The organism is Micromonospora sp. B11E3, assembly GCF_039871625.1.
Taxonomy (GTDB): domain Bacteria; phylum Actinomycetota; class Actinomycetes; order Mycobacteriales; family Micromonosporaceae; genus Micromonospora.
In genome coordinates this window covers 1-14,336 of sequence record NZ_JBDPMC010000056.1, presented here as the reverse complement: position 1 = coordinate 14,336, position 14,336 = coordinate 1, and the positions used below count along the sequence as shown (strand labels likewise).

The following is a 14,336-nucleotide window of genomic DNA, read 5'->3' as shown; positions in this document are numbered from 1 at the left end:
AGCGACGGCACCGGCCCTGGAGCCGGCACTGGGTACAGTTCCGGCACGCCTGCCGATGTCGTTCGGGCCCGCCGCAGCCGCGTGCAGGATCGGCAGGACACGCTCTGACGCTTCACCCTGAGGAAGGGAGTCTGCGTTTCCGGGACGGGAGCAGTCAGCCGAACCGGCCTCGGCCGAAGACATCGGCCCGCCGCCAGCGCCCGGGTATGTGGCGCAGGTTCGATCCGGCCGACCTTACGGGGCACCGCCGGCCTGGCCACCACGTGATCTCCGCGCGGTTCCATGCCGAGCATGGTCCGCAGCAACAACAGAGGGGCACCGGTTGACCAAGCCTGCGGGCTGCACGCGGTGGGGTATTGCACGGGGTAGCGGGTGAGGTGTCGGGGGTATCCGGCGAAGGCTTCGGGTAGTCGGCCGTCGAAGTAGTCGGCGGCGTCGAGGATGCCTTCGGCGATGCGGGCGGCTTCGGTGTTGAAGCCGTAGCGGCGTAGGCCCCAGGCGATGAGTGAGTTGTCGAATGGTCAGACGGTGCCGACGTGGTAGCCGAGAAGGTTGTAGCGGGCTTCCCCTTGGGCGAGGGTGCGTACGCCCCAGCCGGAGAAGAGGCGGGGGCCGAGTAGGTGTTCGGCGATCTTCGCGGCTCGGGGTTGGTCGACGATGCCGCTCCACAGTAGGTGGCCGATGTTGGAGGACAGGGCGTCGACCTGGTTGCCGTCGGTGTCGAGGGCGAGGGCGTAGTATTGTCCGTCTTCGACCCAGAAGTCGTGGTTGAAGCGGTGTTTGAGGTCGGCTGCCTGGTGTTCGAGTTGGTCGGCGTAGGTGGGGTCGTTCCAGAATTCGCGGGCGAGTCGGGCGCCGCGGATTTTGGCGTCGTAGGCGTAGCCTTGGAGTTCGCAGGTGGCGCGGGGTAGGCCGGGCAGTCGGCCGTCGCGGTAGGAGATGGCGTCCCAGGAGTCCTTCCAGCACTGGTTTTCCAGGCCGACGCGTCGGTTGCGGCGTTGGTACCAGATGTAGCCGTTGCCCATGATGTCGCCGTACTCGTCGATCCAGTGCAACGCCGCCCGCGCGGCGCGCTCGAGCAGCCGCACCGTGTCGGCGTCGCCGCTCCAGCGTTCGTACTCGTCGAGCAGGATCACGAAGAGCGGCGTCGCGTCGGCGCTGCCGAAGTACGGCGCGTGCGGCTGCTCCTCGAACCCGACCGTCTCGCCGTACCGCAACTCGTGCATGATCTTTCCCGGCTCCTCCTCCCGGAAGTCGTCGAGCACGACGCCCTGAGTGAGCGCCAGCAGGCGTAGCGTCGTGGCGGCGAGGTCTGGCGCGAACGGTAGCGCCTGCAGGCTGGTGAAGACGCTGTCCCGGCCGAAGATGGCCATGAACCACGGCAGGCCGGCGGCGGGCAGGGTCTGCCCGCCGCCCGTCAGGGGGGTGAAACGTAGGGCGGCGAGATCGACCAGGCAGCGCCGGTACGTCTTCGTCAGCGCCGCGGAATCGCAGACCAGGCGGGGCGCCTCGGACAGCCAGCGGTCCAGTTCGCGGCGCATCTCCTTCGTCTCTCGACCAGTCCTGCCCTGGAGGCTCTCGCGGATGTCCCGCCCGTCGGGGCCCAGGGTGCGTACATGCAGCTCGGTAGCCCACTGTCCGTGCGGGCCGATGCAGATGTCGTACGTCAGGCCGTCCTCGTCGACCCGCGCCGGCTCGCTGGTGGAGATGATCGTCTCCCGCCGGAACGTGTCGCGCTCGTACCCGAGGAACAGGCTCCCGTTTTCCACCCGTGCGGAATACTTTCCGCGCTTGGCCTGGACATCCTTAATCTCGAACAGGTCGGCGAAATCGCTCTCGATCTCGACCTGGATCCGCAGATCGACGGGCCGGCTCCTGTGGTTGATCACCGTCAGTCGCTCGGTGAAACTCCCGCCGATACAGCGTTCCCGGATGGCCGAGACCTGGGCGTCGGCGAGAGTGGGGGTCGTCGGGACGAGGAAGAAGCGCTTTTCGAAGTACTCGACCTCGTCGACGGTGAGCGTGGTGAGCCGTTCCCCGTCGATGCGCAGAAGCCATTTCGACAGGAATCGCGTGTCGAAGGAGAACAATCCGGTCGGGACGGTGGGAGACGCGTCGATGTCGCCGTTGTCCTCACTGACCACGAACGTGTTACCGTCCAGCAGCCTGACGAGGTCCTCTTTCATGTCCGCTGTCCCTGCTCGCGGGCGAAGGCCCGCGGATGGCGCGCGCCCGAGGGCCCCGGGATGATCCGCTGGATGAGCCGGGCCAGGCGCACGTCGCCCTCGGCCGAGAGTTCGTGACGCAACCACGCCGCGTAGACGTTGGTCTCGCCGCCGAGGATCCGCTCGAAGAGTGCCCGGTCAACCCGAACGACGAGGTCTGCTTCGCGATCCTCACGCGACACCTGGACGTCGCCGTTGCGGATCACGAGGAGCCAGTGGTCGATTCCGCGTTCGTGCTTCGAGGTCGAAGCGTACGGCGGCGTTGGCCTCCTCGAGCAGGGGTTCATGGCCGCGGCGGCCGAGCCCGCCGAACAATTCCGCGGTGCGATCGGACATCAAGACTCCCTCGGCTCGACTCCCGACCGGGACAAGGTAGTCCGTCGAGGGGCGCCCCAACGTCACCCGCATCGGGTGAAACCGGCATGTCCTCGCCGGCCACCGAGGCGGTGACGGATCGCCTCGACGCCGCAAAGACCAGCGGCGCTCACGTGAGGAGGCGGGCCGGCCGGCACCGGCGCCCGCCTCCTGGCGCATCGCTGCGGCTCCGCGCGGGGACGGCCACGCGTCCCCGCGCGGAGGCGGTCAGGCCACCGGCCGGTCAGGCATCGACGATCGGGCTGGTGCCCACGCGGACGTTGTCGATCGCCCAGTACCAGTTGTTGCCAGCATTGAAGATCCGGAAGTTGACCTTCGCCGACGCGGCCCCAGCCGGGACGGGGCAGGAGAGCCGGACCAGCCGGTTCTCCTGGTCCCGGCCCTGGTTGGTGTTCCCGGAGGTGGCGCTGCTGTAGTGCAGCAGCTGCACCTTGTCGCCGGTGTCGAACTGCACGGTGACCTCGGCCTCCTGCGGGCTCTCCTGCCGGTAGTGGGAGTCGAAGCCCAGGTGGAGCGTGGGGGTGCCCGACGGGATGGCCACCGCCGGGGTGGTCAGGGTCGAGTCGAACCGGCCCCGGCCGGACGGGCTGCCGGTGTCGTCCCAGTCGTCGGGGTCGGCGACCGCGACGACGCCGAGGGACCGGCTGAAGTTGGGGCGGTTCTGCCCGCCGGGGAACCAGAACTGCTTGGACAGGAAGGTCCAGCCCTGCAGTTCCCGGGTGCCCTGCGGCATCGCCGGCGCGTTGCTGACCGTCCAGCCCTCGGGGGTGGTCCGGGTCCAGCCGAGCAGGCCGGGCCGGCTGAGGTCGGCCGCCGGGGCGAGCGCGGGGGCGACGGACTCGAAGTCCTCCGCGAGCAGATAGCCGGTCATGACGGGCCCGGTCTTGGTGGACAGGGACGCGGTCGCCTGCTGGACGCTGCCGTTCAGATTCGCCGTGACGGTCACCTTGACGCTGCCGGAGGCGCGCGCCGCCGTGGCGGGCGCGACGACGTCCCACTCCAGGCTGGCGGAGGAACGGGCCGGGACGGACGCCGGCGCGTCGCCCCTGGGGGTGGCGGTCCAGCCCGTCGGGAGGGCCAACGTGGCGGCCAGGCTGGTAAGCGGGGTGCCGCCGGCATTGGTGACGGCGGCGGTCACGGTGACCGGCCTACCCGGCGAGATCACGGCGCCGTCGGTGCCGGGCGAGCTCGCCGGCCCGGTCAGCGAGACGCTCATCGCAGGCGCGACCCGGGAGCGGACACGAGCGTCGGCGAACCTCAGCAGGCCGTCGCCGTCACCGTGGGCGGCGACCACCAGGCTGCCGGTGGTGGCGTTCGGGGCGGGCGTGACGGTGAACCGCACATCGGCCGAGTCCCCGGCGGCGACCACGGTCGGCGCCGCGGCGGTCCGCTCGACCGTCCAGCCGGAGGGGGCGAGCAGGGCGACCGAGAGCTGGTCGAGCTTGGCGTCGGCCTGGTTCCGCACGGTGACGACGACATCGGCCGGGTTGCCCTGGACGAACGGCGTGTCCAGGGATGGCAGCGGCTGCGGCAGGGTGATTGTCGCGGCCAGCGCCGGGGCGGCCCCGGTCGCCGGGTCGGTGACGCCGGGCCTGCCGTCGGCCAGGCAGCCGGTCATCCGGCGCAGGAACGTCGGGTCCGCCTGGTCGACGACCACGACGTCGTACCAGCCGTGGTCGGGGAGGTGGATCGGCACGGTCTGGGTCTCGCCGGGCGCGAGGGTGACGGTCTGGACATGGTCCCCGGGGCTGCGCGGGTAGACCGACTCGCCGACGAGGAGCGTCCGGGTGACGGTGGAGGGGTTGGCGCACTGGACCTTCACCTGGCCGGGGACGGCCTGCTCGACCAGGTAGGCCTCGGCGCTCGCACCGGTGCCGCGCAGTTCCCAGACGGACCAGCCGGGGCCGGTGACCTGCAGGTCGTAGCCGTCGGCGCCGTAGCCGACCGTGTCGTCCGCGGTCCCGCCCGCGGAGACGGCCCACGTGCGTGGGGCGGTGCCGTCACCGGGGTAGGCGGTGAACGTCGCGGCGGTGGTGCCCGCGTTGCCGAGCCGGAGGCGGACGCCGGAGCCGGTGACGTCGGCGCGCAGGGACAGCCGGTACGGAGAGGGGCGCGTCGGCCGGGTGCCGGCCTCCTGCTGCGGGAGCGACTGGTTCTTCGGCGGTACGGGGTTCCAGCGGCCGACCGCCGACGGCACCGGGCCGGGCCGCTCCAGCGCGGGCTGCGCGTATCCGCGGTTGAAGTCGAAGGCGGAGGTCAGGTCGCCGAACACGCTGCGGCGCCAGGCGCTGATGTTGGGCTCCTGGACACCGGTCCACTTCTCCAGGAACCGGATGACCGAGGTGTGGTCGAACGTCTCCGAGCAGACGAAACCGCCCACCGTCCACGGCGAGACGACCGTCATCGGCACCCGCGGGCCGGGGCCGACCGGGAGGCCGTTGAACCAGTCGTCGCTGTTGCCGGAGTCGGGCCGGGGCTCGACCGGGGCGGGCACGTGGTCGAAGTAGCCGTCGTTCTCGTCGAAGTTGATGAACAAAGCCGTCTTCGACCAGGTCTCCGGGTCGCTCGCGACGGCGTCGAGGATGTCGTAGATGAGGTTGGCGCTGCCGACCGGGGTGGAGGAGCTGGGGTGCTCGGAGAGCGCCGCCGTCGGAACCAGCCAACTCACCCTCGGCAGCGTGCCGTTCTTGATGTCCGACCTGATCCGTTGGACGAGGGTGTTCGGCTCGGAGCGGTAGGCGCCCCGCATGAACAGCCGGCGTTCCGCCTCGCTCAGCGAGTCGACGCCCTGCTGGAACTGGGCCAGCGCGGCCCTCCGCTGGTCCGCGGTCTTGCCCCACAGGCCGTCGTAGAACTGCTCGGTGGTGGAGTACTGGCCGCTGACCTTGGAGAGGATCTTCCGGCCGATTTCCTTCCAGGGCCGGAAGTACTCCACCGCGTTGTCGGTGAAGTTGTCCCACTCCTGGTAGATCTGCCAGGAGACGCCGGCGGTCTCCAGCCGCTCCGGGTATGTCGTCCAGTCATAGCCCGCGTGGGTGTACGAGTATGCGGCGTTGGTGACAGCCCGGTTGACGCCGCCCGGCTCGTAGCCGGTCGTGCCGGTCCACAGGTAGTTGCGGTTGGGGTTGGTCGAGCCGTAGACCGAGCAGAAGTAGGCGTCGCAGATGGTGAAACGGTCTGCCAGTTCGTACTGGAGGGGGATGTCGCGCCGGTCGTAGAAGGCCATGGTGCTCTGGCCCTTGGCCGCGACCCAGTCGTTCCACCAGCCGTTCGCCCGGGCCTGGTTGGCGTCGGAGAAGCCGTGCGGGAGCGCGCCGAGGTACTGGATGTCGCTCTCGCGGCGGCCGGCGTCGACCGCCGCCTGCCGGGCCGAGAACGGCAGGACCTTGCCACCACCGGACCGCGGCTGCTCGAAGACGGTGGCCCCGGTGGGCAGACGCAGCGGCGTCCGGTCACCGAAGCCGCGTACGCCCTTGAGGGTGCCGTAGTAGTTGTCGAAGGAACGGTTCTCCTGCATCAGGATGATGACGTGTTCAATCGCATCCATACCCCCGGGAGGCAGCGGCGCGGCCATCGCCTTCAGCAGTGACGGGGGCAGAAGAGAGAGGGCGGTGCCACCGGCGATGGCGCCGAGAAGCCTGCGGCGGGAGATGTCTGACATGGTGCGGAGACTAGGTCGCTCCGGTAGCACCAGGTAACCCTTGCGCGACGAATATTCGTTGACTGTTCAACCATGAACGTGGAACGTTCCTTCGGTCGTTCAGCCAAGTTCTCCGTCGCACCCGTTGGAACGTCAACCACGTCATCGTGGTACGTGAGGGGACGACCGCGCCGGTGAGCTGCTCGGCGGTGGGGAGATCGTCCGCTGCGACGTCCCTCGTCACTCAGACGCGGCTGTCGTGCCGGTACTGCGATGGCGACTGGCCGGTGTGGTTGCTGAAGACCCGGCTGAAGTAGAACGCGCTCCGGTACCCGCAGCGCTCGGCGATCGCCTGCAGTGTGGCGTCGGTCTCGGTCAGCAGCTCCCGTGCCTTCCGCAGCCGGACGCCGCGGAGGTATGCGACCGGCGTGACGCCCCGGACGGCTCGGAAGCGTCTCCTCGGCCGGCAGGTTCTCCTGCGCCCACTGGGCCAACGTGAGAGCTGCGTTGGACTGATGCCGAGTGCGGCGGCCAGCTCACCGAGCGAAAGGTCCGGAGAGGTGAAGTGGTCCAGGATCAACGCTGTCGCTTGCCGCACCAGCTCGTCTCCGGGCGCTCCGCGGTGGGCACGGAGCATCATCAGGATGAGGTCGGTGACGACATGAGCGGCCAGCAGGTCGGGATGGGCTTCGGCGGCCTCGAGCATTGCCAGATCGGCGCGGAACCGGTCGACGTCCGGTACGCGCGTACGGCCGATCGGCGGCTCCAGTTCGGTGCTGAAGCGCGCATGGAAGAAGGAGGTCGGAGTCTGCATCCGGCGCCAGAGCGTGCCGCCCGGCGGGCAGACGACGATGTCGCCGCGCTTCGCCACCCCTTGCGGCCCGCCGGAGACCTCGAAGGTGAAGGATCCGGTCCTCGGCAGCAGCAGGCACCAGCCGTCGTACCTGTCGAAACTGAGGCTGAACTGATCCTGGGACGGGGCGAGCAGTTAGCCGTCCAGCGTCACCATGGCAAAAAAGTATATGCGGACGGCCGGAATTGCTATGCCCAAGGGGATTCCTCCAGCGGCAGAGTGCATGGTTATGACGACTACAGTCGGCGTAACTGACGGCGGCCAGCTGGGTCTCGATCCAGGCGTTCTCGTCCGGTGGCACCGCCTGGCTGGTGAGCTGGCCGCCGAGCCACTCGGCGCCCTGGCCATGACCACTCCGGGCGACACCTCGATGGCCAGCCGCAGGGAGGTGGAGGCACTCGTCCGAGGGACCGGCGCCCGCGTCCAGCGTTGACCCAGACGGCCGGACCGCCCCAGTGCCGCTGACAGGAGGTCGGTGGCCCGGTCGGATCTGGCCGCCCGGGGTTACGGCGCCAGACGCCCGCGGGCATCCGCCCATCGGCAGTTCCAGGAGCCTGCCGGCGTGCCGTCCACGCTCACTTGGGTTGACGCTCGGATCGCGGCGGATCCGCGCATCGACTGCGGTGTCAACGAGCGCCAGGACACGAGGTTAGCGTTGCTCGCGGCTGGGGTAGGGCGAAGGTATGACGGCCGACGACGCGAAGCGGCAGCTGCGGCACCTGATCGAGGAGCGTGTGGCGGCCGTGGCGCGCCGGGACGCCGAGGCGCTTGCCGCCCAACAGGCCGCAGACGTGCTCGCCTTCAACGTCCTGCCCCCGCTGCGACTGCAGGGCGCCGACCAGGTGGCGCCTCAGACCGAGGCATGGTTCGACGGGTACGCCCACGGGCCCGGATACGACGTTCGAGACCTTCATGTCGACGCCGACGGTGACCTCGGGTACTGCGCATTCCTGTACCACGTGACCGGGAGATTGCGGTCAGGCGAGGAGGTCTCCATGTGGGTGCGCGCCACCCTCGTATGCCGCAGGCGCGACGGACGATGGGTCATCGTCCACGACCACGAGTCGGTTCCGTGGGACCCGGAGACGGGTCAGGGTATGGCCGGCCTCGACCCCGACGAAGCGCGGCACGAACCGGGGTGAGCAGTAGTCGACGTCGACCCGCTGCCGCATGGCCAGGCGGTCCTACGGGACTACTGTTGCTCTGCATGACCCACGTCGAGATCGAGATCACGGCGGAGCTGGTCCGGGATCTGGTCCGCGACCAGCACCCCGACCTCGCCGACCGCCCGGTCCGGCTGGGCGCGCGTGGATGGGACAACCAACTGTGGCGGCTCGGTGACGACCTGGCTGTCCGGCTACCCTGGGCCACCGGGTCCGCGGACGCGCTGCTACGCAAGGAATACTCCTGGCTGCCCACGCTGGCCCCGCGCCTTCCGCTGCCGACCCCCGTCCCGCAGCGACTCGGCGAGCCCTCCGAGCGGTTCCCTCGGCCCTGGCTCGTCACCACCTGGGTTCCGGGCACACCCGCCGACCAGGCCCCGTCACGAGAGCCTCCGACGCGGCCGAATCCTTGGCCACCTTCCTGACGGCTCTTCACCAACCCGCCCCCAGCGACGCGCCCACCGGCCGGGACCGCGGCGGGCCACTGGCCGACCACGCCGAGGGATTCGCCAAGGCGGTCACCGCCGCCACCGAGCGAGGGCTGATCGACGACCCGGACGCCGTCCGCGCCGTCTGGCACGACGCGGTCACCGCGCCTCCATGGACGAGCCCGGCGCTGTGGCTTCACGCCGACCTGCACCCGGCCAACGTCCTCACCGCCGACGGCACCCTCTGCGGCGTGATCGACTTCGGCGACCTCTGCGCAGGCGACCCGGCATACGACCTCGCCGCCGTGTGGCTCCTGCTATCGGACGACACCACCGACCACTTCCACGCGGCCTACCAGCCGACCCCGAACACCGCCACCACGCGCCGCGCCCGAGGCTGGGCGATGGCACGCGCCCTCGGCGGCATCCTCATCGGCGACGACGGCGTCCACGGCCGCCCCGGCGGCAAGCCCACCTGGGGCCCACCCGCCCACGCCGCCCTGCAACGCCTCACCGCCACGATCCGCTGACCCGGCGATCGCCACCGCGTCCGACAGACGGCGTCGAGCTACATGACCGCACGGTCGGCGGCAGCAAGATCCGGATGTCTGACCGAGGTGTACCGGTGTTCGGCCGGTACCGCCCTGCGAGCAGTAGGTCACGTGTGGGGATGGCTGGTGATGCCGTCCAGGATGGTGATCAGGTTGTGGTGGAAGGTTTCCTCGGCGTTGAGGTGGGCGCCGTCGATGACGAGCCGGGCGACGGTGGGGTAGCGGCCTGTTTCGAGCATGCGTGTCAGGTAGGGCCCGAGGGTGGCCTGCCAAGCGGACACGTCGGTGCCGGTTGAACGGGCGGTGCGTCGCTCGGTGATCTCCCTGCGGAGCGCTCCGACGATGAACGCGTTGAGGGCGCCCAAGGCCCGCTGGAGATCGTCGATGCCGCGCACGCCAGGGGCCTGGCTGAGCGCCGCCGCGGTCGATTCGCCCACGGCGAGCGCGTGAGGTCCCAAATGTGGCCTTGCCCCGAGCAGGTCGACGAACCATTCGTGATCAAGAGCGGCATCGCGGGTCCGGTGAACGATGGCCAGCACCGTGGCGCGCCACCCGGAGTGCTGGCCGGCCTCGGCGATCTGGGCGTACACGGCGTCGACCATCAGATCGAGCAGTTCGGATCTGTTGATCACGTAGTCGTAGAGCCGCATCGGACCGACGCCGAGCTCTTTGGCGATCTTGCGCACCGACAGCCCGTCGAGGCCGTGTGCGTCGGCGATCCGGATCGCCGTGGCGGCGATCTTCGCGCGGCTCAGCGGCACCGGCGCCGCCCGCGGCTGAGGCTCGGGCCGTTCCCAGACGGGCAGCGGTGCGCTACCGTACGACGTCTCCATGACATACACCGTACGGTAACGGAGATGATGATGCGAATTGCGATTGCCGGTGGTGGCCTCGGCGGCCTGACGCTGGCCCGAATCCTGCGCCGGCACGGCATCGACGCGGTGGTGTACGAACGCGAGGCAAGCCGATCCGCGCGACCACAGGGCGGATCGCTCGACCTGCACCCCGAGTCCGGACAACGGGCCCTGGCCGATGCTGGCCTCGCCGGCCGATTCCGGTCCGCGGCACGGCCGGAAGGCGAGGAACATCGCATCCTCGACCCGGCCGGACGCACCCTCGTGCACCACAAGCCACAACCCGGCTCATTCTCCGGACGCCCCGAGATCGACCGCAGCACACTGCGTGATCTTCTGCTCGATTCGCTCCCCGGCGACGCGGTGGCCTGGCAGCACCGGCTCGTCGCGGCAACGCCACGACCCGACGGAGGCTTCGGGCTGACGTTCGAGGGCGGCCACAGCGCCGACTGCGACGTCCTCATCGGCGCGGACGGCGCACGCTCGGTCGTCCGGTCGCTGCTGACCGACGCGACACTGTCCTCCGTGGCCACTCTGGTCGAGCTCAACGTCAGCAACGTCGACCGGCGCCACCCGGATCTCGCCGAGTTGGTCGGCCCCGGAAACCTCTGGTGCATCGGCGTGAACCAGATCCTGGCAGCGCAACGCCTCGGCGACGGCAGCATCCGAGTCGGGATCTCCCTACGCGCGGACGATCGCCCTCTGGACACCTACCGCAGCAAGCGCGCTCTGCTCAACATGTTCGATGGCTGGGACCCCAGCCTCACCGCACTCATCGAAGCCGGCGACAGCCCGCCGGCCCCACGCAGGATCGAGGCGATGCCCACCGGCACACGCTGGGCCCACCAACCGGGCATCACCCTCATCGGTGACGCCGCGCACCTCATGCCGCCGGTCGGCGAGGGCGCCAACCAAGCCATGCTCGACGCCGCCGAACTCGCCGCCGAACTCGCCACGAACCCCGCCGACCCCGACTCGGCGATCCAGACGTACGAGGAGGCCATGTTCACCAGAATCCACCCGATCGCCGAGATGTCCGCACGAGTCCAGGCAATGATGCTGTCCCCCACCGCAGCCGACGACATCATCCGCTTCTTCACGCCGCGGCCCACCGAGCCGGCACCCGCAGGCTGACAACGGGCAACGCAGCCGGCCTCGGCATCCGGATCTGTCGATGAGTGGACATCCGATCCTCCAGGGCAGGAGCGTCTACACACCGGGACGGGGAACATCACGCCGGACGGTGTCGTCCTGTGGACCCGCCTGGCTCCGGACCCGCTCCCGGGCGGCGACCGGACGGCAGCAGCGACTGACCGCCCAGTCGACGCGTGCGAGCGGCGGCCAGGCATGCTGATCCGATGTCCAAGCAGCGGTACCTCGTTCTCCACGACTGCCGGTGCGCATCCGCGACCAGGTCTTCGGCAACCTCTACCTGGCTACGGCATGGGCGGCCTGTGGTGGTGGATCCACGCCCGGTCGGTCCGCGAGGTGCGGGAAACCTTTGCCGAGGTCGAGGTCGTCGACGATCCGGCCGCCGTCGCACGGGCCGAGGATTGGGAGCTCGACGAGGTGGACATCGGTGCCTCGGCGGTTCCCGCTGGCCTGGACGAGCTCCGCGCCACGCGCGACAGGCAGCGCGCGCTGCCTGGTTTCGGTGCATCCGCCGACCGGCAGGTGGTGTTCCTGCGTCAGGCGTGGAACGGCGAGGACCCTGCGACGTATCTGATGGAGATCGGGCCCGACGGTCGCCGCATCCGGCAGGTGCAGGTAGCCGAGGACGGGACCGCGATCAAGACCGACGCCGAGGACTGGCCCTTCAATCCGCCGGTCGTCGACCTCTTCGATCCGCAACTGCTAGACCAGGAAATCGATCGCGACGAGTTCGAGCGGGCGTGGGCGGCCGCACGGTGGGAGGACGGCCGATAGTCGCCATCTGTGACGGAACGCTTGGCGGCGTACGGCCGGTCCACGGCGAGAGCGGATGTGGCTGCTCGCCGGAGAGAGGCCACGACTACGGTGGCTGCCGTGGCTGTGTGGGAGCTCTGGCGGCAGGACGACAACGGCAACCGGGCCCGGATGGGCACCTTCGCTGATCGGGTCGAGGCGCTGGCGAAGGTCCTGGTGCTGGAGTCTGGTGTGGTGCACAAGCAGACCTACTGGGTCGACGGGCCACCCGGGCCGGTCTGCCGCACGAACCGCGACCTCTACCGGCGCCTTGTCTCAGCAGGCGAACGCATGAACGCCGCCACGCGCAGTTTGGACGTGTTCCTGCGTGCGTGGTGGCGGGTTGCCCGGCCGCTGTCGGATCGGGTCTCGCTGGACCTGGATACCGTTGCCGCGATGGTCGTGGCGGCGGGCATGGTCGAGCCGGCTCCGCTGCAGGCCTCGTGGCGTTCCGCCTCGTTTCGCTACACGGACGAACCGACGTCGTACGCCGACTGGGAAGCCATCGTGCTGTCTCAGATCGCGGACCTGGCCGACTTCGCCGATCAGGGACCGCTGGACGAGTACGCCCGGCTCGGCATTGACGCCCCCCGGCCGGCAGGAGGTGTGCGCGCCACGGACATCCGCTGGTACAACTTCGACCCACAGGCGTACCTGGAATGCGGGATGGCCGGAGCCCTGGGCGGCTGGAGCGAAGACGACGGTTTACGGAAGCCGGTTCCTGGCCCCGTCGTGCCGCTCGTGAACGAACCGGAGCCGGGCGCGTACACCATCGGCCCCCTCGGTTGGGCCGATCTCGCGGAACTGGCCCGGTGCGGGCAGGAGTACGAGTAGCACGCCGCAGTCGAACTCTCGGGCGGCACCGGGAACGGATGGCCGCGCAGAAGGCCCGGCTCGACGAGCTCGCCGGGCGGTTGGGGGCTGTGCTGGCCGAGCCGGGACGCGTGCCAGGCTGGCTACCCGTGGGAGTCGTTCGTGCCCGTGGCGCGTCCACCCCGGCCGACCGCGACGATCGGCCGGGAAACTGCCGGGCTGTCTGCTCGCCGTCCGGCCCCCGTCCGCCCAACAGCCCAAGGAACCAAATGATCATTGAGGGTGTGGCTTTCCCCGCCGGCCGGCACTGCGAGACCACCACGCTCGGCGCCCTGCTGCGCCACGAGGGCATCAACCTGTCCGAACCTATGCTCTTCGGCCTCGGCGAAGGCCTGAGCTTCGTCTACTGGGACGCCAAGAGCATGGACTTCCCGTTCATCGGCGGCCGTACCAAGCCGACCGCGATCACCCGGACTCTGGCCGACCGGCTCGGCCTGAGTCTGCGCATCGAGGAGACCGCCTCGCCCCACAAGGCCTGGCGCAACGTCGCCGCCGCACTCGACGCCGGGCGGCCGGTCGGCCTGCAACTGGACTCCTACCACCTGGACTACTTCACCACGAAGATCCATTTCGGGGCCCACAACGTCGCGATGTACGGCTACGACGACACCCATGCGTATCTGGTTGACACCGCGCAGCAGGGCGGCGCCGTGACGACCACGCTGAACAGCCTGGAACGGGCCCGCAGCGCACGCGGACCGATGACCGCCCGCAACCTCTCCTACACCATCGCAGGCCCCGCCACCCGACCCGACCTGGGCGACGCCATCCGGGCGGCCATCCGCAGCAACGCGCACGCCTTCCTCAACCCACCCATCGCCAACCTCGGCCACCGAGGCATCGGCAAGGCGGCCCGACAGGTGGCGCGGTGGCTGGACCGCTCAAGCGACCCGTCCCGCGACCTCCCGCTGGCCGCGACGCTGATGGAACGCGGCGGCACCGGTGGCGCCCTGTTTCGCAACATGTACCGCGACTTCCTCGCCGAATGCGCCACCATCGTCGACGACGACAACCTGCACCTCGGTCACCAGGCGTACGCCGAGATCGCCCCACTATGGACCGAGGTCGCCCGCCGTATCGCGACCGCCGGAGAAACCGGCAATCCCGACCACCTGACCCGCGCCTCGAAGACCCTCACCGAACTCGCAGACAAGGAGCGCCTCGCCATGCACATGCTGGCCGGCATTCGCACCAAATAGCTACCCGAGACTGCGCGTCCGCCCCCTCGAACGCCCTCACATCGGCAGCGCCGGACGTCCGAGAGCCTGGTCGAACGCGCGCGTCGCCCAAAGGACGCTCGCGGCTAGGCCGTGTCTCGTCGATCTTGGGTGAGGTCGCGTAGCCAGATCTTCATCGTGGCGATGTCGACGGTGGCCCGGTACATGTAGTCGCGCTTGTCGTACCTGGTCGCGACCGCCCGGAACTGCTTG

General features: G+C 69.7%; 10 protein-coding genes and 2 pseudogenes. 7 read left to right on the top strand and 5 right to left on the bottom strand.

Going from position 1 to position 14,336, the window contains the following annotated elements; genetic code table 11:
• Positions 1-154: 154 nt before the first annotated feature.
• From ABGB16_RS23875 to ABGB16_RS23860, 4 genes and pseudogenes are all read right to left on the bottom strand, one after another.
• Positions 155-2,186: pseudogene (locus tag ABGB16_RS23875) on the bottom strand (glycogen debranching N-terminal domain-containing protein).
• Positions 2,183-2,431, bottom strand: a complete 249-nt coding sequence (locus ABGB16_RS23870; RefSeq protein ID WP_347670326.1) for an SCP2 sterol-binding domain-containing protein — start codon at positions 2,429-2,431, stop codon at positions 2,183-2,185. The pseudogene ABGB16_RS23875 and the gene ABGB16_RS23870 overlap by 4 nt, the downstream one beginning before the upstream one ends.
• A 392-nt stretch (positions 2,432-2,823) precedes the next feature.
• A complete protein-coding gene (locus tag ABGB16_RS23865) occupies positions 2,824-6,261 on the bottom strand; it encodes a phospholipase C, phosphocholine-specific (RefSeq protein ID WP_347670325.1) in 3,438 nt (1,145 codons plus the stop codon).
• 223 nt (positions 6,262-6,484) lie between these two features.
• A complete protein-coding gene (locus ABGB16_RS23860) occupies positions 6,485-7,054 on the bottom strand; it encodes an AraC family transcriptional regulator (RefSeq protein ID WP_347670324.1) in 570 nt (189 codons plus the stop codon).
• A gap of 268 nt (positions 7,055-7,322) precedes the next feature.
• Here ABGB16_RS23860 and ABGB16_RS23855 point away from each other — a divergent pair, with 268 nt between their 5' ends.
• The 3 genes and pseudogenes from ABGB16_RS23855 to ABGB16_RS23845 all read left to right on the top strand — a co-directional run bounded on the left by ABGB16_RS23855 (position 7,323) and on the right by ABGB16_RS23845 (position 9,214).
• Complete coding sequence (locus tag ABGB16_RS23855; protein ID WP_347670323.1) at positions 7,323-7,526, top strand: hypothetical protein; 204 nt, start codon at positions 7,323-7,325, stop codon at positions 7,524-7,526.
• 250 nt (positions 7,527-7,776) lie between these two features.
• The gene (locus ABGB16_RS23850) at positions 7,777-8,235 is read left to right on the top strand and encodes an SgcJ/EcaC family oxidoreductase (RefSeq protein WP_347670322.1); all 459 of its coding nucleotides are present in this window, start codon (positions 7,777-7,779) and stop codon (positions 8,233-8,235) included.
• Between the two features lie 65 nt (positions 8,236-8,300).
• Positions 8,301-9,214 (top strand): annotated as a pseudogene (locus ABGB16_RS23845) (aminoglycoside phosphotransferase family protein).
• 128 nt (positions 9,215-9,342) lie between these two features.
• Here the strand turns inward: ABGB16_RS23845 and ABGB16_RS23840 are convergent.
• Entirely contained in the window at positions 9,343-10,068 is a 726-nt protein-coding gene (locus ABGB16_RS23840) for a TetR/AcrR family transcriptional regulator (RefSeq protein WP_347670321.1), read from the bottom strand.
• A gap of 24 nt (positions 10,069-10,092) precedes the next feature.
• On the opposite strand from ABGB16_RS23840, the gene ABGB16_RS23835 reads away from it, so the two are divergent.
• From ABGB16_RS23835 to ABGB16_RS23820, 4 genes are all read left to right on the top strand, one after another.
• A complete protein-coding gene (locus ABGB16_RS23835; RefSeq protein ID WP_347670320.1) occupies positions 10,093-11,223 on the top strand; it encodes an FAD-dependent monooxygenase in 1,131 nt (376 codons plus the stop codon).
• A gap of 309 nt (positions 11,224-11,532) precedes the next feature.
• A complete protein-coding gene (locus ABGB16_RS23830) occupies positions 11,533-12,015 on the top strand; it encodes a hypothetical protein (RefSeq protein WP_347670319.1) in 483 nt (160 codons plus the stop codon).
• A 99-nt stretch (positions 12,016-12,114) separates the two neighbouring features.
• Positions 12,115-12,867, top strand: coding sequence for a hypothetical protein (locus ABGB16_RS23825; RefSeq protein ID WP_347670318.1), 753 nt, complete (start codon positions 12,115-12,117; stop codon positions 12,865-12,867).
• A 38-nt stretch (positions 12,868-12,905) separates the two neighbouring features.
• Complete coding sequence (locus ABGB16_RS23820) at positions 12,906-14,105, top strand: BtrH N-terminal domain-containing protein (protein WP_347670317.1); 1,200 nt, start codon at positions 12,906-12,908, stop codon at positions 14,103-14,105.
• The last annotated feature ends 231 nt before the right edge of the window (positions 14,106-14,336 follow it).

Excerpts from the sequence above, each read along its gene's own strand:
- ABGB16_RS23830 (WP_347670319.1), top strand. The coding sequence starts at position 11,533 with ATGGGCGGCCTGTGGTGGTGGATCCACGCCCGGTCGGTCCGCGAGGTG.
- ABGB16_RS23855 (WP_347670323.1), top strand. The coding sequence starts at position 7,323 with ATGACGACTACAGTCGGCGTAACTGACGGCGGCCAGCTGGGTCTCGAT.
- ABGB16_RS23860 (WP_347670324.1), bottom strand. The coding sequence starts at position 7,054 with ATGCAGACTCCGACCTCCTTCTTCCATGCGCGCTTCAGCACCGAACTG.
- ABGB16_RS23865 (WP_347670325.1), bottom strand. The coding sequence starts at position 6,261 with ATGTCAGACATCTCCCGCCGCAGGCTTCTCGGCGCCATCGCCGGTGGC.
- ABGB16_RS23840 (WP_347670321.1), bottom strand. The coding sequence starts at position 10,068 with ATGGAGACGTCGTACGGTAGCGCACCGCTGCCCGTCTGGGAACGGCCC.
- ABGB16_RS23835 (WP_347670320.1), top strand. The coding sequence starts at position 10,093 with ATGATGATGCGAATTGCGATTGCCGGTGGTGGCCTCGGCGGCCTGACG.
- ABGB16_RS23850 (WP_347670322.1), top strand. The coding sequence starts at position 7,777 with ATGACGGCCGACGACGCGAAGCGGCAGCTGCGGCACCTGATCGAGGAG.
- ABGB16_RS23820 (WP_347670317.1), top strand. The coding sequence starts at position 12,906 with ATGGCCGCGCAGAAGGCCCGGCTCGACGAGCTCGCCGGGCGGTTGGGG.